Origin of the sequence: Alicyclobacillus acidiphilus NBRC 100859 (genome assembly GCF_001544355.1) — a bacterium.
Lineage (GTDB): Bacteria > Bacillota > Bacilli > Alicyclobacillales > Alicyclobacillaceae > Alicyclobacillus > Alicyclobacillus acidiphilus.
The window spans coordinates 1-24,850 of sequence record NZ_BCQI01000042.1; the positions used below are offsets into that span (position 1 = coordinate 1).

At 46.1% G+C, this 24,850-nt stretch carries 25 protein-coding genes; 13 read left to right on the forward strand and 12 right to left on the reverse strand.

Annotated features, from left to right (window positions below):
* Positions 1–288 precede the first annotated feature (288 nt).
* The gene (locus tag AAC01S_RS13340; RefSeq protein ID WP_217997837.1) at positions 289–1,218 is read right to left on the reverse strand and encodes a DUF6904 family protein; all 930 of its coding nucleotides are present in this window, start codon (positions 1,216–1,218) and stop codon (positions 289–291) included.
* Positions 1,219–1,314: 96 nt separating this feature from the next.
* Between AAC01S_RS13340 and AAC01S_RS13345 the strand changes: the two genes are divergently transcribed.
* Positions 1,315–1,902 carry a chorismate mutase gene (locus AAC01S_RS13345; RefSeq protein ID WP_067623227.1) on the forward strand — a complete coding sequence of 196 codons (588 nt, stop codon included), beginning with the start codon at positions 1,315–1,317 and terminating at the stop codon, positions 1,900–1,902.
* A 114-nt stretch (positions 1,903–2,016) separates the two neighbouring features.
* Here AAC01S_RS13345 and AAC01S_RS13350 read toward each other — a convergent pair whose 3' ends face one another.
* From AAC01S_RS13350 to AAC01S_RS13360, 3 genes are read right to left on the reverse strand one after another with little or no spacing between them, the layout of a single operon-like run.
* Positions 2,017–5,079, reverse strand: a complete 3,063-nt coding sequence (locus AAC01S_RS13350) for a type I restriction endonuclease subunit R (RefSeq protein WP_083511785.1) — start codon at positions 5,077–5,079, stop codon at positions 2,017–2,019.
* A gap of 23 nt (positions 5,080–5,102) precedes the next feature.
* A complete protein-coding gene (locus AAC01S_RS13355) occupies positions 5,103–6,458 on the reverse strand; it encodes a restriction endonuclease subunit S (RefSeq protein WP_067623231.1) in 1,356 nt (451 codons plus the stop codon).
* The gene (locus tag AAC01S_RS13360) at positions 6,455–8,464 is read right to left on the reverse strand and encodes a type I restriction-modification system subunit M (protein ID WP_067623234.1); all 2,010 of its coding nucleotides are present in this window, start codon (positions 8,462–8,464) and stop codon (positions 6,455–6,457) included. Before AAC01S_RS13360 ends, AAC01S_RS13355 begins: the two co-directional genes overlap by 4 nt.
* A gap of 92 nt (positions 8,465–8,556) precedes the next feature.
* On the opposite strand from AAC01S_RS13360, the gene AAC01S_RS13365 reads away from it, so the two are divergent.
* Both AAC01S_RS13365 and AAC01S_RS13370 read left to right on the forward strand, forming a co-directional pair.
* A complete protein-coding gene (locus tag AAC01S_RS13365) occupies positions 8,557–8,868 on the forward strand; it encodes a tyrosine-type recombinase/integrase (RefSeq protein WP_281178133.1) in 312 nt (103 codons plus the stop codon).
* A 25-nt stretch (positions 8,869–8,893) separates the two neighbouring features.
* Positions 8,894–9,511: a hypothetical protein gene (locus AAC01S_RS13370; RefSeq protein WP_067623236.1), complete on the forward strand. Its 618-nt coding sequence runs from the start codon at positions 8,894–8,896 to the stop codon at positions 9,509–9,511.
* Between the two features lie 910 nt (positions 9,512–10,421).
* Here AAC01S_RS13370 and AAC01S_RS13375 read toward each other — a convergent pair.
* Positions 10,422–10,805 (reverse strand): hypothetical protein, encoded by a 384-nt coding sequence (locus tag AAC01S_RS13375; RefSeq protein ID WP_067623238.1) that lies wholly within the window; start codon positions 10,803–10,805, stop codon positions 10,422–10,424.
* A 334-nt stretch (positions 10,806–11,139) separates the two neighbouring features.
* On the opposite strand from AAC01S_RS13375, the gene AAC01S_RS13380 reads away from it, so the two are divergent.
* The 4 genes from AAC01S_RS13380 to AAC01S_RS13395 all read left to right on the forward strand — a co-directional run bounded on the left by AAC01S_RS13380 (position 11,140) and on the right by AAC01S_RS13395 (position 13,699).
* Positions 11,140–11,826 (forward strand): hypothetical protein, encoded by a 687-nt coding sequence (locus AAC01S_RS13380; protein WP_067623241.1) that lies wholly within the window; start codon positions 11,140–11,142, stop codon positions 11,824–11,826.
* 207 nt (positions 11,827–12,033) lie between these two features.
* Entirely contained in the window at positions 12,034–12,342 is a 309-nt protein-coding gene (locus tag AAC01S_RS13385; RefSeq protein ID WP_067623289.1) for a PadR family transcriptional regulator, read from the forward strand.
* A gap of 22 nt (positions 12,343–12,364) precedes the next feature.
* Positions 12,365–13,342 carry an inorganic phosphate transporter gene (locus AAC01S_RS13390; protein WP_067623244.1) on the forward strand — a complete coding sequence of 326 codons (978 nt, stop codon included), beginning with the start codon at positions 12,365–12,367 and terminating at the stop codon, positions 13,340–13,342.
* A gap of 30 nt (positions 13,343–13,372) precedes the next feature.
* Positions 13,373–13,699 (forward strand): rhodanese-like domain-containing protein, encoded by a 327-nt coding sequence (locus AAC01S_RS13395; RefSeq protein ID WP_067623247.1) that lies wholly within the window; start codon positions 13,373–13,375, stop codon positions 13,697–13,699.
* Between the two features lie 129 nt (positions 13,700–13,828).
* Here the strand turns inward: AAC01S_RS13395 and AAC01S_RS13400 are convergent, their stop codons facing one another.
* Both AAC01S_RS13400 and AAC01S_RS18880 read right to left on the reverse strand, forming a co-directional pair.
* Positions 13,829–14,491, reverse strand: a complete 663-nt coding sequence (locus AAC01S_RS13400) for a cation diffusion facilitator family transporter (RefSeq protein ID WP_067623249.1) — start codon at positions 14,489–14,491, stop codon at positions 13,829–13,831.
* Positions 14,492–14,505: 14 nt separating this feature from the next.
* Positions 14,506–14,844, reverse strand: coding sequence for an ArsR/SmtB family transcription factor (locus AAC01S_RS18880; RefSeq protein ID WP_083511786.1), 339 nt, complete (start codon positions 14,842–14,844; stop codon positions 14,506–14,508).
* Between the two features lie 240 nt (positions 14,845–15,084).
* Between AAC01S_RS18880 and AAC01S_RS13405 the strand changes: the two genes are divergently transcribed.
* The 6 genes from AAC01S_RS13405 to AAC01S_RS13430 are packed head-to-tail and all read left to right on the forward strand — an operon-like array spanning position 15,085 to position 18,623.
* Positions 15,085–15,408: an ArsR/SmtB family transcription factor gene (locus AAC01S_RS13405; RefSeq protein ID WP_067623251.1), complete on the forward strand. Its 324-nt coding sequence runs from the start codon at positions 15,085–15,087 to the stop codon at positions 15,406–15,408.
* A gap of 16 nt (positions 15,409–15,424) precedes the next feature.
* Complete coding sequence (arsB, locus tag AAC01S_RS13410; protein ID WP_281178134.1) at positions 15,425–16,468, forward strand: ACR3 family arsenite efflux transporter; 1,044 nt, start codon at positions 15,425–15,427, stop codon at positions 16,466–16,468.
* Between the two features lie 15 nt (positions 16,469–16,483).
* Complete coding sequence (gene arsC / locus AAC01S_RS13415) at positions 16,484–16,912, forward strand: arsenate reductase (thioredoxin) (RefSeq protein ID WP_067623257.1); 429 nt, start codon at positions 16,484–16,486, stop codon at positions 16,910–16,912.
* On the forward strand, positions 16,909–17,385 hold the full coding sequence (locus tag AAC01S_RS13420; protein WP_067623259.1) for an ArsI/CadI family heavy metal resistance metalloenzyme: 477 nt from the start codon (positions 16,909–16,911) through the stop codon (positions 17,383–17,385). The genes arsC and AAC01S_RS13420 overlap by 4 nt, the downstream gene beginning before the upstream one ends.
* 15 nt (positions 17,386–17,400) lie before the next feature.
* Positions 17,401–18,345 carry a thioredoxin-disulfide reductase gene (gene trxB / locus AAC01S_RS13425; RefSeq protein ID WP_067623262.1) on the forward strand — a complete coding sequence of 315 codons (945 nt, stop codon included), beginning with the start codon at positions 17,401–17,403 and terminating at the stop codon, positions 18,343–18,345.
* Positions 18,345–18,623: a hypothetical protein gene (locus AAC01S_RS13430; protein WP_058095821.1), complete on the forward strand. Its 279-nt coding sequence runs from the start codon at positions 18,345–18,347 to the stop codon at positions 18,621–18,623. The genes trxB and AAC01S_RS13430 overlap by 1 nt, the downstream gene beginning before the upstream one ends.
* Positions 18,624–18,789: 166 nt before the next feature.
* Here the strand turns inward: AAC01S_RS13430 and AAC01S_RS13435 are convergent, their stop codons facing one another.
* The 5 genes from AAC01S_RS13435 to AAC01S_RS13455 form a co-directional block, all read right to left on the reverse strand.
* Positions 18,790–19,110, reverse strand: coding sequence for a YnfA family protein (locus AAC01S_RS13435; RefSeq protein ID WP_067623265.1), 321 nt, complete (start codon positions 19,108–19,110; stop codon positions 18,790–18,792).
* 153 nt (positions 19,111–19,263) lie between these two features.
* Entirely contained in the window at positions 19,264–20,781 is a 1,518-nt protein-coding gene (locus AAC01S_RS13440) for a TnsD family Tn7-like transposition protein (protein ID WP_067623269.1), read from the reverse strand.
* Positions 20,778–22,253: an ATP-binding protein gene (locus AAC01S_RS13445; protein ID WP_067623273.1), complete on the reverse strand. Its 1,476-nt coding sequence runs from the start codon at positions 22,251–22,253 to the stop codon at positions 20,778–20,780. The genes AAC01S_RS13440 and AAC01S_RS13445 overlap by 4 nt, the downstream gene beginning before the upstream one ends.
* The gene (locus AAC01S_RS13450; RefSeq protein ID WP_067623276.1) at positions 22,243–24,375 is read right to left on the reverse strand and encodes a TnsB C-terminal domain-containing protein; all 2,133 of its coding nucleotides are present in this window, start codon (positions 24,373–24,375) and stop codon (positions 22,243–22,245) included. The genes AAC01S_RS13445 and AAC01S_RS13450 overlap by 11 nt, the downstream gene beginning before the upstream one ends.
* A gap of 16 nt (positions 24,376–24,391) precedes the next feature.
* Positions 24,392–24,850: TnsA endonuclease C-terminal domain-containing protein (locus AAC01S_RS13455; RefSeq protein ID WP_174520853.1), on the reverse strand; the 459-nt coding region annotated here is incomplete at its 5' end.

Sequence of the window (24,850 nt, forward strand, 5' to 3'; positions counted from 1 at the left end):
TGGAAGGAATCCAAAGAGGCCGCGTAGACCTGATAATTATCGGAATAGAATGGCGTTATCTCAAAAAATTATGCACATCTGTCTTGACAGAACGGGGTTCAATACGACAAGCGTTCCATTTGCCCGTTCCGCAAAGGTGCGTTCGATTGCGCTTACTATCGACTTCATGGAAGCAAGCTTCTCAATATCCTGGTCTGTAAGTACCTGATACACGTCTACTCATCCCTTCCCGTCGGCAATGGGTATTTTTCGCCCTGCTATCCTTCCAAACTCACCCCTGCCTTGCGCCTACCACTCCACGTACTCTGGATAGTCCTCCACCAAGCTGATATCCTCCACCGAGCAATTGTGCTCTCTTGCCATCGCTCTAACTTCCTCTTCGATTTGACGGTACTCCTTGCCCTTCTCCACCATTCTTTTGACGGTCGTCGAAAGAGCCTTCGCCCTTTCATCCTTATCCCCGATGTTCAGATATCGGATGTTCAACATATCCAGGTATTGGGTCGCATACCCATCCACCCATGTATAATCCTTGTGCATCAGGTTCAGGATTCGCTTGAATGAAGGCTCCGTCACTACTTCCTTCACACAACTCATCACCAAGGACTGAAACAATCGAGTGGTCGCAATGTGCGTATCCCACAGATTTTTCTTGTCCAGCAAAGGAAAAGTGGCTGACTTTGCCTGTTTTTTCGCATAAAGGCGAATAAAATCGTTCAGGGCAATGGTGACGAAAAGGGCTTCGGGGAAATAAACCTGGCATCTATAGTACAGATTTTTCTCAGGGGTAATCATCTCCAACATCCGCATTCTGTCCTCGTCCATGCCATTTCGGACAAACTCAAATTCCCGATCTCCTTGAAACGCATGTCGGATGTCATAACATACTCCCAACACCCTTAAACGGGCACCTTCGTAGTCGCCATATTCGCCTTCGTCCCCGATAATCATGAGCAGGGACATGTAAAGGGTGTCGAGATCCTGGAAATCGCCTAATATTTCGATACCAGCGAGATTACGTGTGTTATTGAGGGTTAGCATGTGTTTCACCTGCGTCGAAGTTGATAGGGTCAACGTTAGTATATCGGAAAAGACAGGGGTATAGGTTGGATTGAGCAACGCAAATGCATTAGAGATGTTAATAACATGGTTGATTCGCAGGTTTGGCTTACCGTTTTGTTTTGAACGGCATGCAGAGTTGCCCGTTTTGTGATCCATCCAGTAATACTTGTCCCTGCGCCTCCAACCCGTTCCACATTTTGCTACAATTATAATCAAACCTACGATTTGACGGAACAGAGGAGGATGTGCCTCATGATGCGAGTTCCCTACGACCATCGCCTAAAACCGATTGACGAGCAACTGGCGAAGCTCATTGCGGAACGGCTTCGGATCAGCCAAGGTACCAACGGTTATCCAACAAAAGAACAGTTTGATCGATGGTGTGAGGAATACCATGTTGATCGGCACATCATTGCATCGGTGTTCGCCGCGATGAACAATCCGCGCCGTCCCCCACGACTACCCGTATCACCACAGAACTTGTCTGGCATTGTTCCCGTGATGAAGAAGGTACAGTCGGACGGAATCACCTATCAGATCACTCGAATGGAGCAATATACGGATTTCAGCCTTGTATACGCGGAGATTTACACGGATGAGGATGCGGAAACGGCGGAGTTGAACATACAGCTTATCTTAGACGTGGAGCCGAACGATGGACGGCAGATCCAATTTCATCGTTCCCTGGGGCACACCAACCAATCTTCCTTGGTATACATGGTCAGCCCGAGACTACCCGATGACCTCAAAACTTTCTCATTCCGACTTGTTCCAAATCCCATTCCTCACCATCCGCGTCCACCAGAGAAGATTTTGGATCAGACGGTGGTGTTTGATTAAGCAAAGCTATGGACGTTTCCATTGCCGTCTGTCCTGTCCTATTGATGCGGAAAATGTCCAATTACTGACGGATAGGTTGTCCAGTCCATGTCTAAAGTTGAATACAGCTACTTCCTAAGCTTCTGGTGGGTCACTGTGTTCGTCCTCTTGTTCGTTGGACAAGAACCCAGGATGGGAGGGACCTTTCTCCGTCCTATTACTGAGACCCTTGTACACTTCCTCAAACATATAGTCCATCACGGCAGTCTTAAAGTCACTATCTTCGAGGATTTTCATGAAAAATTTCTCGTTCTGACCCATTCTGTCGATCACGATGTCCAGAAATGCCTTCTCGTAGCTGAACTTAAAGTTCTCCTTGGTATTGCTCCTTGCCTTCTGAGCCAGGTCGTCGTTGTTGATAATATCCTCTTTGATTTGTTCGTAAGACAGGCGGTCTGTTTCAGTAAAATCCGTACCGAACCGTTCATTGAGACGATTGATGATGGCTGAGAGTCTATCCTTCGGCTCTTCCTTGCCGCCCCCTCCACCATGTGATGTCGGATTCAGTTCAGCTCCACCCTGAACTTCAAGCGAAATGCTCCCCTCAAACACCATCGTATTCCGATAGTATTCAAGTGCAATCTCATCTGCCAGGTAGACAACTTCAGACTGATTCTTCGGCAACTTTTTGAGCAGATAGTTGAGGTACACGTACAATTTGTGTAGCTCCACGTCAATGAAAGGGGCAATCTGCAAGACAAACGAATAAGTCCGAATAAACTTCATGCCCGTGCTCTTGAAGTCTTCCTGGCGTTCCTTCGGCAATTCCTTCTTGTATCGTTCGACCGCCATATCAAGGATGGCGTTCAGTTTCTCCTGCGTTTTCGTTGTTTTCTTCTTTCCGCTGAACTCCAACTTTGAGACTTCTATCACTTCACCAACCGTGTAGACTTGATAAGCATCCAGTTCCCGCTGTAAATCGTACAGGATGTTCGGGTTTGTCGTGTCCGAAAGTCCTGTCACCTCATAGTAAGGTTGGAACGCCTTCTGAATGTCCTCAGCATCATTGACAAAATCGAGGACAAACGTGTCGTTTTTCCCTTTGCAGGTGCGATTCAGTCTGGAAAGTGTTTGGACTGCCTTAATGCCATCCAGCTTCTTGTCTACAAACATCGTGTGAAGAAGCGGTTCATCGAATCCCGTCTGATACTTCTCAGCAACGAGCAACACCTTATACTCATCCGAGTGGAATTTTTCAGGTAGCTCCTTCTCACCGAACCCATTCATCAGTGGTTCCGTATAGGGCACACCCGAATCCTCAACAGTCCCAGAGAAGGCAACGACAGCCTTCATGTCGCTGTACCCTTTGCTCTCGATGTACTTATCGAATGCTTGCTTATACTTGACCGCATGCAATCGACTCGCCGTGACAACCATCGCCTTGGCACGTCCGCCAATCTTATGTCTGGTCACACGTCTGAAATGCTCAATCATGATCTCGGTCTTCTGAGCGATGTTATGAGGATGCAGGGAAACATACTTCGCGATCTCTTTGGATGCCTGTTTACTGGACACTTCGGGGTCATCTTCGATCATTTTGGCGACCTTGTAATACGTTTTGTAGGTCGTGTAGTTTGCCAGCACATCCAGGATAAAGCCTTCCTCAATGGCTTGCCGCATGGAATAAACATGAAAAGCATGGGGCTTCCCATCATCACCCATCCGCCCGAACTTCTCCAGCGTCTTTGCCTTAGGTGTGGCGGTAAAGGCGAAGAAAGAGATATTGTCCTGCTTGCCGCTCTTCACAATAGTCTCAACGATTTTCTCGTCAATGTCCTCCATGTTCTCTTCGGCAATTCGATCCGCTTCCAGAGCTTCCTCCAACGTCTTATTCGATAGGATGTTAGTCATTGCGGTCGCCGATTTCCCGCCCTGCGAACTGTGTGCCTCGTCAATGATGATGGCATACTTACCCCGCGGAAATTCCCCGACCTTTTCCATGATGAACGGGAACTTTTGCAATGTTGTAATGATAATGCGGGTATTGTTCACCAATTCATGTGCCAGTTGATTGGAGTCCCTATCAATCTTGGCGACCATCCCAGCCCTGTGTTCCAACTGATACACTGCATCTTGCAACTGCTTATCCAACACCCTGCGATCCGTAATCACAATGACGCTGTTGAAAATTGCGTTATCGTCACGGTCATGAAGCTTCGCGAGTCGGTGAGCAAGCCAAGAGATACTGTTCGTTTTGCCACTCCCTGCCGAATGTTGGACAAGATAGTTTGTCCCAACGCCAAACAGCTTGACATCCGCCTCAATCTTCCTTACAACATCCAACTGATGGTACCGTGGAAAGATGACCGTTTCCTTCTTGTCGATGACTTCCCCTGTACTGTCCAAAATATCCTCTTGTTGCACGAATACGAAGCGAAACAAAATATCGATTAAACTGTGCTTCTGGAGGACTTCTTTCCACAGATATGCCGTCTTGTAGTCATTGGCAATAGGCGGGTTTCCTTTGCCCCCGTTGTTCCCCTTGTTAAACGGGAGAAAGAACGTGTTTTCCTTCTCCAATTTCGTTGTCATATAAACTTCATCGGGATCTACAGCAAAGAACACGATAGCGCGTTTTTTAAACTGGAACAACAGTTCCTTCGGGTCACGATCCCGCATGTATTGCCGTTTGGCATCGTCCACCGTTTGATTGGTCAGAGGGTTCTTCAATTCCAGAACGGCAATCGGAAGCCCATTCAACGATATCAGCATATCAATGCTGTCGTTGTTCTGGGCACTGTAGTACACTTGACGACTGATTGTGAAAATGTTCTTCTCATACAGTTCTGCAAGTGTTCGATTCATATAGCTGACAGGCTGGTTATAGGCGAGTTTCAGCGTCACGCCGTAATCCTTGATGCCATGGCGGAGGCAATCGATCATACCTCGACTGCCCAGTTCCTTATTGAGCCGCTCCAGAATCTTCTCTTTGGTCTGATCCTTGTACACCCTACGGAGTCGTTCCAGGGATTTTGACTGGGTGCTCTCCAGGAACTCAAAGAGAACCTCCACGTCAAGGGCATATTTTTTGAAAACTTCTAATGCGTGTCCCTCAATACGCCTGCTCCTATATCCTGACTGAACAAGCCAATCTTCTATATTGGTCTCAAGCCCTTTTTCGGTATGGTCGATTGCCATAATATCACTCCTGCTTCACCCGTTTATGCAGTTGCTATGTCTTCCAACTTGACTTCCCTAACGTCAATTTTTCCAGTTACCGCTTCGAAGATTAACGATTGTCGGAATTCCTTAAGTAATTCAATCTGCCTATTAACAGATTGTAGTATGTCATTGAACTCTTCCATTTTCCCCCTTAGATACTCTACAATCTCTTGTTGCTCATCAATGGGCGGCAAGAATACTACGAACTCCTTAATCTTATCCAAGTGTAGGTTTGTGATCGTACTCTTTTTACCCCCATATGCGATTTGTTCATCCACCAAACTACTTTCAAAAAAATATCGCCCAAAATCGGGAGTGATTACTTTTCTATTGAGCTTCAGTAGACATAGGCTCACAAAAATACTAAACTCAAAATCCCAATCAACTACCTTTGGTATACCAATTGTCCCATTTTTCGAAACCAGTAAGTCTCCCTTTTGGGGGTGACACCTTCTGATAAGTTGTTTGTGCTCTTCTTCTGAAATAAACTTCACGTTTTCTAAGTCGATTTCTCTATCTCTCGCCCCTGTAATGTCTGTAACACGCAAAAATGGAATTCCGTCATATTGATAATCGGGAGTGCTATGTGTACCATCAATAATCTGATGTGTGACATATTTTAGTTTTTTAGTCTTCCAGTGTTGTGGTATTTCTCGAATCCACTCCACACCAGAAGCCTTAAGCCTAACATCAGGATTCAATCCCCTTGTCATCGTTTCAGTGATTATCGCCTGCCGCTGTTCTTCCAACAGGGCAATCAACTTTTCTTTGTCGGCGATGAGGGAATCGATTTCGGCTGTTTTCTGGTCGAGGAAATTTGCGATTTCGACTTGTTCGTTGATCTGAACTGGATAAGCAATTTTAAGCCTAATTAACTGTTCTGACGTAATCGCTGGATAACTGACACCAAACGAATTCGCGCTCACTTCAGAGATAAAACCTTCGTTTCTCAATACGTAATACAGAAATTTGGGATAAATCCTTTGCGGTGTAATAACAGCAAAACCAGTAGATGCAATCCAGTTATTTGTATGTTCAGGAATGAAAGCTACTGCTTTCAGATATGTTCTAACCGTCGAAACAATTGTATCGTTTTCTCTAACAACTCGTCTTGCTCGTGAAGGAGCGTCTTCGAATGCCATTTCATCTCCTAAGTTTATTTGACCATCGGATGTAACAGAGCTTATATCGATATATTGGAAACAAAAATCGTCATCCGTACCTTCACCCAGTGTTTGAATATTACATCGTGTTACATATTTGATCTTTTCCAAATCCCATCCCAGAGGTATTTCCCCAATCCACTCCACACCGCTATCTTTATACCGTTCGTATCTCCTGTACTGTGCCATCATCCCAACACCTTCTCCAACTTGGCAAGTATGCTTGTCTCCAATTCCTTGATTTCACTCAAAATCTCTTTCGAACTACGAAGCGGAGTATACTTGTAAAAATGCCTTGTGAACGGAATCTCATAACCGACTTTTGTTTTGCTCTCGTCAATCCACGCATCGGGCACATGCGGCTTCACTTCTCGCTCAAAATAATCATGAATATCCTCTTTGAGCGGGACATTTTCTGTATCCCTCAAGTCGGGATCTGGCTCAGGATTTCCTTTACTGTCCGTGCAGATATCCGCCGTCTCATCCCTTTCACTAAGAGCGGACAAGATCGCTTTCAATAGCGGTGTTGGAATCGTTAGGTTATACTCCTTAAACGCCTTTTTAAGCTCCCTTATAAACGTCTCCCTATTTTTGTATACTGTGTGATCGTTCAATGACTGCAGAGCTTCTATGATTTGCTGTTGCAATTTCTTTCCCGCCTCAATCTCATCCAGACCCGCTTGCCCTTTCTTTTTGGACGTTGCGAGGTTGATAAATGCATTCTGCTCCCAAAGCCTCTTCATCCGCTCTTCACTTATCAGGAAGTTCAAACGGAGGGGACGTTCTACAGTGACTTTCCTGTATCCAAAGTCTTCGTTGTCAAAGATTTTGCAGTGTTCTCCTGGCTTGAGACTGCCATAGATCCGCACAATTTCTTCGATGTGTTCGTTCGAAAGCTCATTCCGTTTGTTGCCGAGGCTCTTTTTCATCTTTTGGTAGAACGAAACCGCATTAACAAGCTGAATCTTGCCCTTTCGTAGCGGATCTTTGTTGTTCGTCAAAATCCAAATGTACGTCGAAATCCCTGTATTATAAAATAGTTGGTCTGGTAATGCCACGATTCCCTCAACGAGATCGTTCTCAATGAGATATCGACGAATTTCACTTTCTCCGCTTCCCGCATCCCCAGTAAACAAGGGGCTTCCGTTCATGATGATGGCGATGCGACTCCCCTTTGGATTCTCTGGCGTGACAGGCTTCATCTTGGATACCAAGTGTTGCAAGAAGAGAAGTTGACCGTCACTAATCCGAGGCAGTCCCGCACCGAATCGCCCATTGAACCCCTTTTGTTCGTGTTCATCCTTAACTGCTTTTTCGGCTGGTTTCCACTCAACGCCATACGGCGGATTTGTGATCATGTAATCAAACTTCATGTTTGGAAATGCATCGTTCGTCAGGGTATTTCCGAACGCGATGTTCTTTGCTTGTTCCCCTTTGATCAAGATGTCGGCTTTACAAATCGCGTAAGACTCCTCATTAAACTCCTGTCCGAAGAATTCAAAGCTCGCGGTCTTGTTCAGTTCCTTGAGATACTCTTGGGCAACAGAACCCATCCCGCCCGTACCAGCACAGCAATCATATAGGGTTTGAGTAATCCCTGGTTTAATCAAGTCCTCCGTGTCTTCGTTGAGCAGTAGACTGACCATGAGGCGAATGACTTCTCGCGGCGTGTAGTGATCGCCCGCTTCCCCATGTTCCGAGAATCGACGGATCAGTTCCTCGAAGATGTAGCCCATCTCGACGTTACTTACAATATTCGGATGTAAATCAATCTCACCGAAACGCTTGACCACAAGATACAGTAGGTTGTTCCGATCCATCTTCTCGATTTGCTTGTCAAAGTCGAAGTATTCTATGATATCGCGTGCCACTTTCGAAAACCCGTTTATGTAGTCGCGAAGGTTGTCGGCGATGTTGTCAGAATCAGCCAAGAGCTTCTCAAAGTCGTATTTGCTCACGTTACTAAAGTTTTGCTTGGCAATTCGGTTCAAGATTTCATCCCGTGACTCTTGCGGCAAATGTTTGTACTTTTCATATTGAGCCAGAACTTCGTCCTTCGTCTCGGCTAATACACAATCGAAGCGTCTTAATACTGCCATCGGCAAGACGACCTTGCCGTAATCCTCTTTCTTGTACGGTCCTCGTAGAATCTCGGCAATTGTCCATATGAAGTTCACTTTATCTTGGAAATTGTTCATACTTACGGCTCCTCAACGGTGAAATATAAACCCGGATTTCGACGGTTTTGAAGCTCGAAAATAATTGAAAAGGCGCTCCATATCAGGCTAAGATGAGTTTGACGAGAACAAATCTCAAGCCAGGAAGGAGCACCTTTTCGGTGAATATAAACAAGCATACACCAAAACTACAACGTCGGAAAAGATGTAAAATACATACTCGATTCCACGATTTGCGGCATACATCGGCTACGCTACTGATCAACCAGGGCGTTCACGCCAAAGTCATTTCAGAACGCCTGGGACACGGCTCCATCACGACCACGATGAACGTATACGGGCATGCTCGTTCAGCAGATCAAGCGGCAGCCGAAAAGTTTGAATCATTGTTCACCACGAAATCGACAGTGAAGGCAAAACGCTGACTTGAATGTCCACAGGGGGTAAGAAATGAATCCTGGATCAGATATGCCAAAGTTGAAGATGCTTGACCTTTGCCAAGGACTCCGAGTATGGATCTGGCTCGATATCGGAAACTATCTCATCGCAAGCCCTCGGCGCTGGTCAGGACAAAATGTTCCAACCTATCTGGTGGAAATCGTCGAAACCACGGAAGACAGCATTGAAGGGTCTCTACGGGAACTCGCGGAACACGACATTGCCGATGTACGGATACACGACTTTTCTGCCAAAGGTGATTACGAATACGGTGAGAATCACAATGAGAATTTCACCCGTGGCGTGCGTGAAGTCGAAGCAATCTTGAACGATGGGCTGTACCGCTATGTTGATGTCTATTTGTTCTGCTGCCAAAAAGAATTATCCGTTAGAGACCTACCGCATGATGTCCGCGACTATTTTCGCATAGACGCTGAATGGGCTGAGACAGCAGACTTCGACGATCTCTTTGGTGAATTGTACAGCGGCATATATGTGTGGCCGTCACTCCCGGAGGACGAGAACCCGCATTACAACATCCGAGCCCTAGACGAATATTGCAAACAGAAAGGTATAAAAGCCATTGATTTATCCGAAGAAGAGTTGCGACAGTTCCGCACAGACCTATAAGCTCGCCCGCTTCTTCTTGAATGCCTCATTTGCAGACAGTATCTATGTGGAAATTAATGTGATTCCTAAGTGACTTTCCAAAATGACGGAAATTTTTCAGCGTGGTAGCACACGAAAAAATGGGGGTACCCCTCGATAATCTGACGGGGGTAGGGAGTACCGAGCGCCGGGCATCAAAAAAGGCAGCTCCAGGCTGCCTGTCGGGAAGGACGATATTTCGTCCTTACAGGATGAGACGTTCGAACGGTCATCATGTGGAGCATAGCTCAACAAGCTCTCGTTCTCATTCCGTCGTGTGCCACCGCCCCCCTTAATATCACACCTTCAATTAATCTTTCACATCAAATTCACATCAACGCACCAGATAAACATCTGTTTCAATCAATGTAAAATCACTGTTACATCCGAAACACACTGATATACCAACGATTTCTCACCCTGTATCATCCTGTTCCCATCAAAAAATCCTCTGACATTTTTCCCGCCTCCATCCCGCATTCTACCGTCCTCAATTGTGAACAGTGATAATAAAGTCTCGCAAGCAGTTCCCTTTTTTCTCGCCTTTACCCTTCTTTTTCCTGTCAAAACTTTATTCTTGGGATAATAAAGTTCGGGCATAAAAGACGGGAAAAGGGCTTGTGGGATAAGGATTTCTCCGTTTTGCCTCACGCCGTTTTCCCGCTTGTATCAGGTGTTTATTTGGGCTGGATCAGATGATTATTCGAGTTTGCGAGAGAATTTTATTTACCTACATAGTAAGACTGGGTACAGGGGTTAGGGTCAAGGAACTGAAAACTAAATCCCCTTTCCGCCTAAACGGAGTTTAATTCACTCCACTACACAGATAAGGGTTGATGCGCGGGTCGGGAATGCGTCTCACGGTGACTTATCCCCCAACGCACATGAATTCCTATTCTTTCTTGAACTTGGCAGAACCGTGACCGAAATGTTCCGATAAGGGTTCATCACATTCGTGAATGACTTCATCAGTTTCTTTGTCAACTACCTTTTCAAAATAACGATCATTTTCTCGGTCGATGATTCTATGCTTGAAAACCCATTTCTTCTTGACTTTAAACAACTCATCCCCACTGATAAATTCTCGTATGGGTTTTTTTCTACCTTTGACCTTCACCTTACCCTCTACTTGATCGTGTAGTGACAGAGTTTCGGTAAACGATAGTCTATAATCGATGTTCGTAGAACCACAATAGGTACACGCCGAAAAATCCGCATGTACGTCTTCGGTGTTTAGAATTTCCCCACAATCTCTGCATTGAACAATTCTGCTCATGGTGATCACCTCTTTTTAACCCAATAGGACAATCATAACACGCGGCTTGCTCCGAATTGGACTGGTCTTAGTCCGACTCGACAGTTTTTTTACAGGAAATTACATCGAACACGTCGAAAATGTCTAAAACTAACGAGCGGCGGTGTTCGGAATGGCAATCAATTATAGAAGAAGAACAGATGGCGACGAGACGTAGAATAGACTCAAGGAATGGGTCAAAGGGCAAAAGTCGGCAGAGAGGCTGTCAGGTCGCATACTTCAATCTGAGGGATTCAGTTCGATTGATCCGTCACACCCTTTAGGGGGCAGAGACGGAGGTAAGGACTTCCTTTGCTTGAAAGAGGGATTCAAATGGGTTGGAGCAGTTTATTTTCCCAGAGGACAGCAATCCTTTAACGCCATCAAAACGAAGTTTCAAGCAGATTTCGACGGTGTAATAAAGAATCAAGCTGACGCTTTTGTGTTTGTAACCAACCAAGAGTTAAGCGTATCTGAACGCAAGGAACTCATGACGCTCCACTTGGACTACAGGATTGAAGTCCACCATTTGGAGCGTATTGTAAATATCCTGAATACCCCGTCTAACTATGGAGTTCGGTTGGAATTCTTAGATATCGAAATCACGCCAGAAGAGCAACTCGCGTATTTTGCGGAACGTGACAAAACCTTTCTTGCAATGATGGAGAAGTTTGATAAGTTTACGGAAGCTCGGATGATGAGACACGATGACGAAGAGTGCGAAGGTAGAACCGTCGAAGAAATTAGCGGTGCTAATACAGAACTGTTGGACAAAATATGGTACGACAGACACCTCAGTTTGAAATATAGAGTAAGAACGGGTCAGGAAACAGTCGATCCAGAGATATGGAAGGGTGCCTTAAAATCTGCAAGAGCAGTTGTACGAAGATACGGGAGAGAAAACCTTGGTCCGTGGACTGACTTCGAATGGGGCATGTTAAACGGAAAGCTGTCAGCATTACGATGGGTTCTCGGAGATGACTGGGATATGTTAGATACATAGAGTAAATGATCGAAATGGTGGGGATTTTTCGTTGGCTTAGATTCGGCGTTCATTATCCCTTGTCACAAACATACTCACCCACCAAATCTTAATTTAAAATACAGACTTCGCATGCTACTCCGAACATGGGATTGACACAAATAGATGTAATCATGATACGATTGATATCGCCCTTCGATATCATATTTCGATAATGGAGTGAGTATCATCGAGGATCGAGTGCTTAGAAAGCTGTTCTTGGGGTTCATACAAATTCACATCTTGCACCACGCGAACATGGAACCCATTTACGGACTGTGGATGTTGGAAGAGCTTAGTCACCACGGATATAGCATGAGTGCTGGTACGCTCTACCCCCTGTTACACACCATGGAAAAGGAGGGGCTTTTGCTTAGAGAAGATCGGCTTGTGGAAGGGAAAATCAGAAAATACTACAGCACGACACCGCTTGGAGCAGAAGTCCTTTTTGAAGCCAGAAAAAAGGCATACGAACTGTTCAAAGAGATCAAAGATTAGGGAGCATATGGAGGGATAAGTGGTGTCCGTTGAAGCGGTTATTCTTGTAGTAATTGTTCTCGCATTTGCGTGGAGTATCGGTGCCCACTATACAGGTGCATGCATGGGTATGCCTTATGGGTCGGGTTCAATTAAGCTCGTGCCAGCCCTGGTTTTGATGGCTATTCTGGCACTTATCGGCGCAGTGTTCGCAAGTCACCGTGTCGAATCTACTGTGGGGCTGAACATTGTGAGTGCATCTAAAGTGACGGTTGTTGGAGCACTGGTGATTATCATTGCGGCTTTTGTGTTAACCACCATATATACAGCGATAAAAATCACCACTTCCACGATTCAAATTCTCGTTTTTTGCGTGGTTGGCATGGCTTTGGGTGCAGGTATTCAAGTCCATTGGCTAACTATCTTGAAGCTGGCAATTATTTGGGTAGTCGCACCACCCATTGCTTTCTTTCTTGGCTACCTGTTCACTCATGGATTAGACCGCATTGTAGGGTTCCAACCGAGTCAGCGTGACAAGCAAATGGCTGTCATTCGTACACTGAGCATGATTCTTGTTACGGTCGGCGCGGTAGCTTCGTTTGTCATGGGAGCTAACGATGTATCTAACGCAACGGGAGTCTTTATCATGACGCATCTGTTCAATGTATGGATTGCTGGTTTAATCGGTGGGATTGGGTTATTGATTGGTGTTCTTACGTGGGGTAAGCCCCTGTTGAAAAAAGTTGCGTTCGACGTTGTGCATGTAGACCTTTCGATGGCAAGTGCGGCGCAGTTGGTTCAGGCTGTTGTAGTGTTCTTAGCAGTCGCTTTCGGTTTCTTCACGTCAATGAATCAAGCCCTCGTTGGTGCTATGATGGGCGCAGGCATAGCGCGAGGAAATGGCACGATTCAGTGGAAGGCGATCTCAAATATCGTTAAGGGATGGATTATTGCTCCAATCTCAGGTATTGTCATTACATTTTTGCTTGCGAAACTGTCTGGGATTTGGTTTACGCTTTAACAAACGCATACACTGTTTGGAGGATAGACCATGACTGAATTCATAAAACCTGTTGATTTGCAGGAAAGGCTTAATTCGGATGATCGACCTTTAGTCATTGATGTCCGTTCGTCAGATGAATACAACGAAGGACATGTCCCAGGAGCCGTCAACATACCGATTGACGACTTGCCCAATCGGCTCTCTGAAGTTCCAAAAGAACGGCAGATTGTCTCTTATTGCAACATGCATCATCGCGGGAATTCACGCGGAGAGCGAGCCGCCCAATACCTTCGAGAGAATGGCTTTAAAGCAATCGCCATTGACGGTGGATTTGTTGATTGGAATAAAACTGGGCTACCTGTAGAACGCGGATGAAATTAACCTATTGTGTAATAAACCACGGGTTTATACCCGTGGTTGTTAGTATTCATAATGGAATAATGTATCGCACAGCCGTGCCATAACAACGATCACGTTTGGTAGTTCCTTCGTCTTTTTCAACACTCAATCATGGCAACATCCACAACCACATGCATCCTCTTTACCACGCGCTTCTTGTACTGCTTCCCAACCTTCTTTGACGACATAATACACAAGTGCCAGTGCCGCGATAGCGTCAATCCACCACCAACCGAGCAATGCCGTTAATATCACACCCGCCAATAAAATCCACGACATATAAGCACATACCATACTACATGATCCATCTGAACGAAGTGCCTTACTACCAATTTCGGATCCAATGCGTTTTTTCGTCCGTGACAAATACGGCATGATAATACCAGAAGCAATCGCCAAACCGATGCCTGTGAAACTCGTTTCTGCTCCTTGGTGTGTAAATAGCTTAACCAGCGACACCACAACGATATAAGCCGCCAGACATAAGAGGGCAATCCCAACTACCCATGAAGATGTCTTCTCTGCCCGTTTTACCCGTGCAAGACTCGCCCCGCGTGCTTCAATGGTCAAGCGCCATAACAATACACCGCCCGCGACAAGTTCAATGATGCTATCAGCACCAAAGGCAGTGAGTGCAATTGAATGTGCAACAATCCCTGATCCGATTGCCACTACAGCTTCAATCACCATCCAGATGATCGATACAATTTCGATATTTACGCCTTTGCGAACTGATGTCGTATGCGAACCAGCTTGAGCAGTAGCCACAATTCTCGCCCCCTTTATTCATCGTTTGAGCAGTAATTCACGCAATCAGCAATACGCTGTGCATTATCCGCCACCACTTCATCGGCAACATTCAACAAATGTAATATCTTTTCATCAGCAATACGGTAGTACACATGTCGCCACTCTTGGCGATTCAGCACCAGTCCACAATCCTTCAAACAAGCCAAGTGGTTAGATACATTGCTTTGTGAAAGACCTGTTTCCGCGCTCAACGTGCTAACAGTTTTCTCCCCTTGCCGAAGTGCCAAAAGTAATGCCAAACGTGAAGGGTCAGCCAATCCGCGAAAAAACTTGGCTCTGACGGATAATGCGGTGTCAATCGTCGCGCTCACATCTCTCACCTCACATCATCATTTCATGACTTAATGATATGAAAACACCACTCATTTTGCAATGGGCTGATAACATGCCGATTACCTTTACTACATTTCAACCATCCTCAAGGTTATCGCTATTCCACAATCGTCACTCGCCGAGTATTACGCTTGCCATGAATATGAAGTGGAAAACAGATGGAATACCACTTGCAGACTACATAACCGTATGGTTATATTGTTTACCGAGGTGATTATATGGAATTTGACCAACTTGCAGAGGCGTTGAAGGCTCTCGGCGACCCAACTCGTTTAAAGATTGTCGCCCTCCTTCAGACTCGTGACTGCTGTGTGTGTGAACTTGTTCCGATGTTCGGGATTTCACAACCAGCCATATCGAAACACATGAGTCGTTTGAAGACTTCGGGTCTGGTTAAGGAGACGCGAAAAGGCATGTGGGTGTTTTATTCCTTGAACAGAGAACGTTTGAATGAAATTGGGTTGTCTCTTGCGAATCTCCCCGATTTGTCCGAAGAACTACGGCAACTGGAACAAAAAGGTATGCTCGTACAGTGTGAATAAGGGGCGTGTGAAACAATTGGTTAAGCGGTTATCTTTTCTCGACCGTTACCTCACTATCTGGATTTTTGCGGCGATGGTGATCGGGATTGGTTTGGGGTATGTAGCCCCTCATTTCGTAAACGGACTAAATCAATTGCAAGTCGGAACCACATCCATTCCCATTGCCATTGGCTTAATTCTGATGATGTATCCGCCACTTGCGAAGGTACGGTATGAAGAGATCGGTCAGGTGTTTCGAAACGGTAAAATCTTAGGGCTTTCTCTCCTCCAAAACTGGGTCATCGGACCTGTTTTAATGTTCGTTCTTGCCCTGGTGTTCCTTCGTGGATATCCAGAATACATGGTTGGTCTGATTATGATTGGTCTGGCGCGTTGTATCGCGATGGTCATTGTCTGGAACGATCTTTCTAAAGGCAATGCCGAATACGCGGCGGGTCTCGTAGCGTTTAACTCCATCTTTCAAGTCCTGTTTTATTCAGTTTATGCCTACATTTTCGTAACGATCGTTCCGCAATGGCTCGGATTTCACAGCATGGTCATTCACATTACCATCGCCGAAGTAGCAAAGAGTGTGTTCATCTACTTAGGCATCCCGTTCTTATCGGGTGCGATTACCCGTTACATCTTCGTCAAAGCAAAGGGGCGTTCGTGGTACGAGAAGAACTTCGTACCAAAAATCAGCCCGATTACACTCATTGCACTGTTATTTACCATCATTGTTATGTTCTCTCTCAAAGGGAACTTGATTCTTCGCTTACCAATGGACGTCGTTCGAATTGCGATTCCGCTCCTTATCTACTTTGTTGTCATGTTCCTGGTGTCGTTCTTCATGGGTAAACGTGCTGGAGCCGACTATTCGGTGACTTGTACCCTATCATTCACAGCGGCAAGCAACAACTTTGAACTTGCCATCGCTGTTGCCGTAGGTGTGTTTGGCATCAATTCAGGAGCCGCCTTTGCCGCAGTCATCGGTCCTTTAGTGGAAGTGCCTGTGATGATTGCACTGGTGAACGTCGCACTCAAGTTCCAACAGAGATATTTTCAAAAGGCAACAGCCTAAACGGAGGGAATTCTCATGACAAACAAACCGTTCATTTATTTCTTGTGCACGGGCAACTCATGCCGAAGCCAAATGGCAGAAGGTTGGGCAAGACATCTCGGTGGGGATAAGATTGAGGTTTACAGTGCAGGAATTGAAACACATGGTCTCAATCCAAGAGCCGTCTCTGCGATGAAGGATGCGGGTGTGGACATCTCCCATCACACGTCCGATTTAATTGACCCTGAGATTCTGAACAAAGCCGACTATGTAATCACCCTTTGTGGTGATGCCAACAACAAATGTCCCGTCACTCCACCACACGTCAATCGCTTGCACTGGGGATTTGAAGACCCTGCGAAAGCAACGGGGTCTGAAGAGGAAATTACCGCGAAGTTTCATGAAGTGCGGGATGCCATTAAAGAGCGCATTGCAAAATTCTTGGAGGAGGAAATCAACCGATGACCATTAAACGCATGCACGTTGCCGTGAATTGCACCGATTTGGAAGCATCCTTGAAGTTCTACCGTGCCTTTTTTGGCGCAGAACCAACCAAGGTCAAGGATAACTACGCCAAGTTTGAACTTGATGAACCAGCCCTTCACTTTTCCTTAAATGTTCGTCCATTCGAGAAAAACGGTGTACTCAATCACTTGGGTTTTCAAGTCAACAATACCGAAGAAGTTTTGGCGATGGGCGAACGCCTACGTCAGAACAATTTAGTGTTGATCGACGAAATGAATACCACCTGTTGTTACGCCGTTCAAGACAAAGTGTGGGTGTATGACCCTGACGGAAACGCATGGGAAATCTTCTATACGAAAGAGGACAGTGAGCTTGAAAGTGCAGAAGACGCTCGCCATAACCTTGCCCTTTGCTGTGCACCACCCGCACAACCGAGCTTTATTCAAATTGACGTTCCCGCAAAAAGCAAGTAACGGGAGTGGAGAAACATGCGACAAGTCGTTGTCGTTGGAACTGGACCTGCAGGACTGACTGCCGCGATATATCTTGCGCGGGCAAACCTGAACCCACTCGTCATTGAAGGCAATGAACCAGGTGGTCAGCTAACACTCACTACTGAGGTCGAGAACTTCCCTGGCTTCCCAGATGGTATTATAGGTCCCGAACTGATGGAAAACATGCGGAAGCAAGCAGAAAAGTTCGGAGCAGAATTTGTTCGTGGGTGGGTAAACAAAGTAGACCTTTTAGGGGATGTATTTAAACTTCACGTCGATGGAACGGATGAGTTGGAAACTAAGACCCTGATCATCTCAACAGGAGCCTCCGCGAAAATGCTTGGTATCCCAGGTGAGATCGAAAACGTGGGGCACGGAGTCAGCACTTGCGCTACATGTGATGGGTTCTTCTTTAGAGGGAAGAAAATCATTGTGGTCGGTGGTGGAGATTCAGCGATGGAAGAGGCAATCTTCTTGACGAAATTCGCGTCAGAAGTTCGCATCGTCCACCGCCGCAACGAACTGCGTGCATCGAAAATCATGCAGGATCGTGCACGCAACAATCCCAAAATCAGATGGAGCTTAGATTGCAAGCCTGTCGAAGTCGTATCGGAAGCCAATCGCGTGACGGGGCTGAAAGCCCAGCGCAACGAAACGGGTATTTCAGAGATTCTTGAGACGGACGGAATATTTGTTGCCATTGGACACAAGCCCAATACCTCCTTTTTGAACGGTCAGATTGAAACCGACGACCTCGGATACATTGTTGTGAAACCTGGGACAACCGAAACCAATATTCCTGGTGTCTTCGCCTGCGGCGACGTACAAGATCACAAGTTTCGACAAGCCATTACCGCCGCTGGTTCAGGGTGCATGGCGGCGTTGGAGTGTGAGCGGTATTTAGAGAACATTGGGGTACATGAAGGGAGTGCGGTATGATGCAGATCACAGACGCAGGAAAAAGATTTATCGATGGTTTGTTAAAAGAACATCAGTCCGAAGGCATACGAGTCATATTTGCTGGTGCGGGCTGTTGTGGTCCGAAACTCGGTTTGTCACTCGATGAACCACATGACGATGATATCGTCGGAATCGTCAATGGCATCAAAGTTGCCATCGAAAACCGTGTCGTTCCGCATACACAAGCTGTTACGTTAGATTTTCAAAGTACGGACGCTGGATCAGGGCTTGTGCTGGTTGGACAAAGCAGTTGTTAAGTTCCCTCTTAATACAAATGCGCCACGCTTATTCCAGAGGAGGCGCATTTCATTTTGGGTATTTTACCCTTAGGATTTCAATGCATACCTGACTCCCGCCAAGCCTCGCACCATAGGTTAAAGTAAATGGATTAGACCGTCTGCAGGATTTCCCGTAGCCCGAACATCACCTTTTTAGCAACATGACGAATACCCCAACCAAGCAAATCCCCGCGCCAATCCATTCGCTCAGATCAGGAATCTTTCTATCGACAAGCCAGCCCCAAAGTACAGCCATCACGATAAAGATACCACCGTAAGCGGCGTAAGTCTTACCAAACGAGAACTCCTGGCGAGTTGCAACTACCCCATACACAACCATAACAACTGCTCCCAGTATTCCAACCCAAAGTGGTTTCCCGTTCCGCAACCATTGCCAGATAAGATATCCAACACCAATTTCATCCACCCTCGCCATGACAAACAGATCCATCGCTTTAAATAGCATCAAAATTCATACCCCTTGTTCTCATTTAATGTGTATGCCTATAACTATCAACACTCACCCCGCCTTCTCAACCTTACAAGTGACAACTAACGTTAGAAAACCATTGTGCTAACGTCCCAATTTTAGATCTGGAATGTAGTTCACGAAAGCTAATTAAGGAGACAAGTGCCCGATATCCACAATTCTGGAAATCAGTTTCGCAATTTCTTTGTTATCCCCGCCAAATCCTGCCCGCAACTGGATTTTGTAGACCGTCAGGCTCACCCCCTCACTTTCAAGTTCACTAATCGCCCATTTGATTTTTCTGATCCGATATGAATTGATGTCCTCCGTGACCTGCTGGATAAATTGCCGTGTTCTCACAAGCTTCCGATTATCAAACCATCGCCTTACACCAATTTCTTGCCGAATGGTTGCGGGTAAAACTCGAATTGGTTTTCCTTCCCGATTCAAAATAGATTCAACTGCTTGTTTCGCCAGAGCCAAACACTCTTCGTCCCTCTTCGCCCAGTCAATCACTGGGGAACGCTTCTTCCTTTTCCGAACCCGTGGCGTTACCTGGTCGTACCACTCTCTATCGTGCTTATATATCCAGGTGTGTAGCCCTTTCCCAATCTCTTTTAGTTGACTTCTGTTCAGCCCTGGATTGTCTTCGATAATCTTTAACCATGCAGTTCGCCGCTCTTCAAGATCAAAGGAGGGGGTATGGTTCACCCGTACCGCAATTTTTCCCGTTGCAGATTGTTCATGAAAAAACTCGTCTGCGCTGACTCCAAGGAACTGCAAAACCAGAAGGTGCCGTAGCGGGCTACGATTCTTTGCGTTGTTCCGAACGAATAGTCTCAACCAATTCGCCTGCTGATTCAAATCCACATTACTTTGCATCAAGTTTAGATAGTCAGCAGGATAGAAGCGAAGGAACTCGTCTACGAAATCCTGGATACGGATGAAGCCTTTCGCCGAAGCAAGCCTCCTCTCCCGCAATCGGTCAATGTAAAAATGAACTACATCGGACAGTTCCTTCTTCTTGTAAGCACTATTCATCAGAAATATCACGTTCCATATGTATTGGAGATTCAGTTCCTTAATTTGTTCGTCATATGTATCATCCTCAACGTCAGCACTACACATATCACTGTCAGCGCACCAATAGTCTGCATACTTCTCTGTTGATGGCACGATTGTGCTTTTCAGCGATACCCCATGTTTCGGGCAATACAGCACACCTGGAACTTGAAAAAGTCTCCGCCAAAAACTCTCTCCATACTCTTCGATATCCTCCGAATAACACATGGAACAATACCTAAGTCGGCTATATGGCTTCACCTTCCCGCCGCTGAATCCCAAAATATTCTCGATACTCTTACCACAGCCATCGACCATCATGCTGTGGATACTGTCCGAACGCTCTTTAGAAAGAAAGGCGGTGTAGAACGGGAACATGGTGTGATTCCATATCAGTTCATTGACTGTAATTTTGGAATAAGGAGGCATATTCTCCCGTAGACTCTCAAGATACTGCGGGAAGAATATTGAAGTAAGCATCTTACTCTCTCCGTACACGTCTTTCAAAAATGCTCTTCTGCTCACCATCCCGCACATGCGTTTGTATCGCGCGAGGACGGAATAAAGTAATTCGTCGCTGTAGATTTGCGGGATAAAATTCATCATAGCTTGCCACCCTCTGTCCACACTTTCATGTCGTCAATGTATCCCTCACGCTCCAGAACAGTCTCAGGGGCAACATTTTCTTGCTTCGCTACCCGAAAGAACCTTCTCAAATCTCCATCCCTGTAATCAACGTTTCTCTTTGGTTTCTCTATAATTGGGGGTGGGTTCGTTGCTTTCGTTTCCTTTTTCACACCGTTCGTCCTCTTTTGAACTGGCGGTGCGGGATGTGGTGATGATGCCCGTTCCTTCGCATCCAGTATTCTCAGATCATCAAATTTGGCAATTTTATAAGGATTACCCGTCTTCAACGCATCGAGCATGGGTTTCATGAGCCTGAAGTGATCCTTGGCAACCCTTCGTATGATTTCAGGAGTAATCACCTCAAAGCTACGCTCAATAGAGAACTGTTGGGCGTAGAGGTATAGCTTTATCACCAAATCCGATATCCCCTGTGTTTCTTCAAATATTGCCGAAACCAGTTCATCGGAAAGCGGAGTATAGTTCCTCAACCACTGGTAACGCCAGATCCCCTCCAAAAACAGGCGAAAAGTTTCATCGTTTTTCATTGCATTCCATAAGATTTCCTTATTACCTGTAAGCCGACGTGCGATACGAAATTCACCTTCAAAGAGCGCATACGAGGAAGGGGTACCTATGAGCAAAATGCTCAGTCCGCCGTTAATCAGCGACACGAGAAAATCAACGAGTTGACTCCCCCCACGCTTGGAGAGGAATTGCGATTCGTCCAGAACTAAAAGTCCCAGCCCGACGTTCCTGCTGGACTGTGCGATGTAGGGCACCATTGCATCGACCGAAAGGTTCCTGGAGACCAGTTTCTTCAGGTTATTCGTACCTAAGACTTCATCCAACTTGGTAAAATACTGAAGGCACAGTGCTTTCACACTCGAATTGTAAGGGGTTTCTAATTTCATCCACACCAATTGGATCTGATCGAAACGCTGTTGCTCATACTCATTGTGAATGATAACCTGCGGAATGTGGCTGAGAACGCGATTTACTGTGGTCGACTTCCCCATACCTGAAACCCCGATGAGAGTGCCAGCGCAAGCAGTCGAACGGTAGTTAAGGGTCGTGTGCACGTTGTATTTCCGTTCGATAATCTGTTTACCCGTGCTGGACACAAATTGCTTATAGGTCGCGTCAAATGGGTTCCTTGACACGTAGCTCTGGATTAAAAGCGAGTGTACAAGCTCCCACACTTGGACATTGATTGGGAGTGGTGTATACACATCGAATAAGCGTTGAAGCAAATGAACCCGAATTCCAGCAGGTAACATTCGCTCACTTGGATTAAAGCGCGGCATGCGAGTCATCTTCTCAATGATCTCAGGCTTACTGACCATTGGCGGCAAAGCTTGAATCAGCGGATTACGGAATTCGTCTATCTGAGGTTCATGATAGCCCGCCATTTGAGCTTCTGTACCATTGGGCAGGTACACCTTATTCTCCATCTAAGCCACCCCAGTTCCGCTCTTGAACCGTTCTGAATAGCTCCAGATCATCCCCGTCATCGTCGAATTTGAAAATTGATGAAGCGTCTTCCACCCTCGGATTGGTACGCATCTTCTCCCGCTCCAATTCCCGTTCTCTCCGTTGGTTTTCTTTGATCCCTGAAAGCCGTTTCGTCTTACTTATCGTGGTATCCCTTTCGGCTTCCGTCTTTGTCCTCGCATCCTGGACAATACTATCAATCTCCGCAAACAGCTTGATTTTCTCTTGCAACTCCCGCTCTTTGCTTTGCTTGGTTCGCTCGCGTTCGAGTACCTGGATTTGCTCGACCTCTTGCTCACTTTTCATGCGATACTGCTGTAAATGCTCCAATAGCGTTAACTTGTGAACCCCAAGCCCATCCTCATCGCGAATGTAAATATGGGTCATATCCATCGGATTGTAGCTGACTTTTACCTTCCAACTGCCCTTCGCCCGCGCTCTCTGGAACCACCCTTGACTAAGTGTGTATTGTGATGCGTAGAGAAGCCCTCTAAACGATATACCCCTGCTCCCTACGGTAGCCTCATCGCTGGGATACAACGCCATCCACACTGTTTGTGGTGACAATCGCCGAAGTTGACCCTTTTTATGTTTCAGCCCATGTCCCCAAATCTTGATGGGAATTTTCTCGACCCCTTCTTCAATCATGCCTGCGTCCAAAGGGTAATCATCTAAAACGTGATGTTTATTGTGGAAAATAATGAGCTTTAAGATGATTTGGTTCATCGACTCCAATGTCAAATTACCGCGTAACCGATAATCTACTTCTCCTCGCTCTCTTGGGCGGTTCCCCTTTACAACTACCCCGTCAGCAAAAGGTTTGATCTTCAAGTGAATTTGATTAAACATTTGCTCAATGACACCCTTGAGGTCTGCGCGGTAAGGCGGACTGTTCTGAATGGTGATTCCAAGTTGTTCGACGGCATTCTCAATGTGAGTGCCAATTAGCTCTCCGCGATCTGCCAATATGCGATTTGGAACACAATAATCCCAGTCCTCATCGGTGATATTGATTCCGAATTGAGCACAGAAAGCGACTTTGCTGGTCATTGACATGGCGAGTGCCAACATCGCCGAAGAATAGGCATTTAGCGATTCATACGTTAGCGAGTACCCCATTATCTGGCGACTGAAAACGTCGGTACACAATATCAAACGCGGTCTTCCACAAACTACATTGGAATTCAAAGATGAGACGAGCCATACATCCAGAACTGTGCTGTCGATTTCCCATAAGTCGGCACATCCCAGGTCAGCGTCCATTGTGGCATGTCCAACAATAGTACGACTGCTCTGTTGATACGCACGCGCTCCATGCCGTGTAATGATCTCACGTTTCGGGTCATTCCACTTCCGTGCCCAATAGAGAAATTGAGCGTATGACGGTATTGACTCCAAGAGTACGGGATACGTCGTCCCATCGTCCCGCACTTGCCGTGTTGAAAAATAGTCTCTAAGAGTTAACTCGTATGCGACCCGTAAGTTGTTCTGCCTCTGGCTGTAATAGTGCTTGTTCAACCCAGCCCTAATCGCTTTTTTCATTTTGTCATCCACATTGACCCCTTGATTCCCGTCACGGATACGAGGTCGTCCACGTTTCTTATCGCTGATCTTTTTCTCCTGCCCTGGAGCACCACAGTTTGCAAACCGAGGTAGAACACTGTTTTTGACACCACCTCCCGACCAATATCGAACCAAGTACGTTTTCACGGTGTTGTAGCTGATGTGGAACGTTTCGCATGCCTGCTTTATGGCTTGCTGACGATAGCGAGGGACAAACGCATACTGTTCCCCTTCGACCACTTGGAAGAAAAATTGCACAACTTCCCATGCGAAGTCCCGCTTCGCCCTTTGGACATCGGTCAAATCATTGTCGGAGTCCAGCCGAACAATGTTGTCATCAACCATCTGCAGTTCTTGGTTTTCAACAAATTCCTCAAACTCCAGAAACGTCATGGGGCGCGGGAACAGGTTCTTGTCTACAGTGATGACATACACCATCGATGTGACTTTATTTATGAAAACAATCCTAAAGAGCCTTCCTTTTCCGTCCGTAAACAACTGATTTACTACCATGTGCATCGCCGTCCCCCACCCTTCACTGAAGAATATCCTTGACCTTCCTTGCCACCTGGACACTCTGATTCATATCGATGCGAATCAACTTCTTGGCGATTAAATATCTAAACAGGTACAGTCCCGTTCCCTGAGACACCCCTTCTCTGTGGTCGAAGGCGCTGAGCACGTCTTTGAGTTTCAAATCTGAGTGTCTTACCAAATCATCATGCAACAATCGGGCTTGTTCCGCCTTTTGATTGGCATCCATACCATCGTCCAGCAACGTTTCGCGCACCCACGCAATGTTCTTCGCGAACTGTTTTGGAATTTGCTTGTCAGTAATCAACTTCCAATCGACACCCTTTGCACTCCAATATCGACGTTGTATCTCCAAGTTCTCAAACGTGGAAACCCGTCTTAGTTCGGACGCATTTTTCACGCTTCGTGCCATAAAGGTCTCTTTCCCGTTGGCATCTCGAACGGTCAATAAGAAACTTGT

Bases quoted from the DNA above. Each gene is read 5' to 3' on its own strand.
- AAC01S_RS13340 (WP_217997837.1), bottom strand. From the start codon at position 1,218: ATGGATCACAAAACGGGCAACTCTGCATGCCGTTCAAAACAAAACGGT.
- AAC01S_RS13345 (WP_067623227.1), top strand. From the start codon at position 1,315: ATGATGCGAGTTCCCTACGACCATCGCCTAAAACCGATTGACGAGCAA.
- AAC01S_RS13350 (WP_083511785.1), bottom strand. From the start codon at position 5,079: ATGGCAATCGACCATACCGAAAAAGGGCTTGAGACCAATATAGAAGAT.
- AAC01S_RS13355 (WP_067623231.1), bottom strand. From the start codon at position 6,458: ATGATGGCACAGTACAGGAGATACGAACGGTATAAAGATAGCGGTGTG.
- AAC01S_RS13360 (WP_067623234.1), bottom strand. From the start codon at position 8,464: ATGAACAATTTCCAAGATAAAGTGAACTTCATATGGACAATTGCCGAG.
- AAC01S_RS13365 (WP_281178133.1), top strand. From the start codon at position 8,557: ATGAGTTTGACGAGAACAAATCTCAAGCCAGGAAGGAGCACCTTTTCG.
- AAC01S_RS13370 (WP_067623236.1), top strand. From the start codon at position 8,894: ATGAATCCTGGATCAGATATGCCAAAGTTGAAGATGCTTGACCTTTGC.
- AAC01S_RS13375 (WP_067623238.1), bottom strand. From the start codon at position 10,805: ATGAGCAGAATTGTTCAATGCAGAGATTGTGGGGAAATTCTAAACACC.
- AAC01S_RS13395 (WP_067623247.1), top strand. From the start codon at position 13,373: ATGACTGAATTCATAAAACCTGTTGATTTGCAGGAAAGGCTTAATTCG.
- AAC01S_RS13405 (WP_067623251.1), top strand. From the start codon at position 15,085: ATGGAATTTGACCAACTTGCAGAGGCGTTGAAGGCTCTCGGCGACCCA.
- arsC (WP_067623257.1), top strand. From the start codon at position 16,484: ATGACAAACAAACCGTTCATTTATTTCTTGTGCACGGGCAACTCATGC.
- AAC01S_RS13420 (WP_067623259.1), top strand. From the start codon at position 16,909: ATGACCATTAAACGCATGCACGTTGCCGTGAATTGCACCGATTTGGAA.
- trxB (WP_067623262.1), top strand. From the start codon at position 17,401: ATGCGACAAGTCGTTGTCGTTGGAACTGGACCTGCAGGACTGACTGCC.
- AAC01S_RS13430 (WP_058095821.1), top strand. From the start codon at position 18,345: ATGCAGATCACAGACGCAGGAAAAAGATTTATCGATGGTTTGTTAAAA.
- AAC01S_RS13435 (WP_067623265.1), bottom strand. From the start codon at position 19,110: ATGCTATTTAAAGCGATGGATCTGTTTGTCATGGCGAGGGTGGATGAA.
- AAC01S_RS13440 (WP_067623269.1), bottom strand. From the start codon at position 20,781: ATGATGAATTTTATCCCGCAAATCTACAGCGACGAATTACTTTATTCC.
- AAC01S_RS13445 (WP_067623273.1), bottom strand. From the start codon at position 22,253: ATGGAGAATAAGGTGTACCTGCCCAATGGTACAGAAGCTCAAATGGCG.
- AAC01S_RS13450 (WP_067623276.1), bottom strand. From the start codon at position 24,375: ATGCACATGGTAGTAAATCAGTTGTTTACGGACGGAAAAGGAAGGCTC.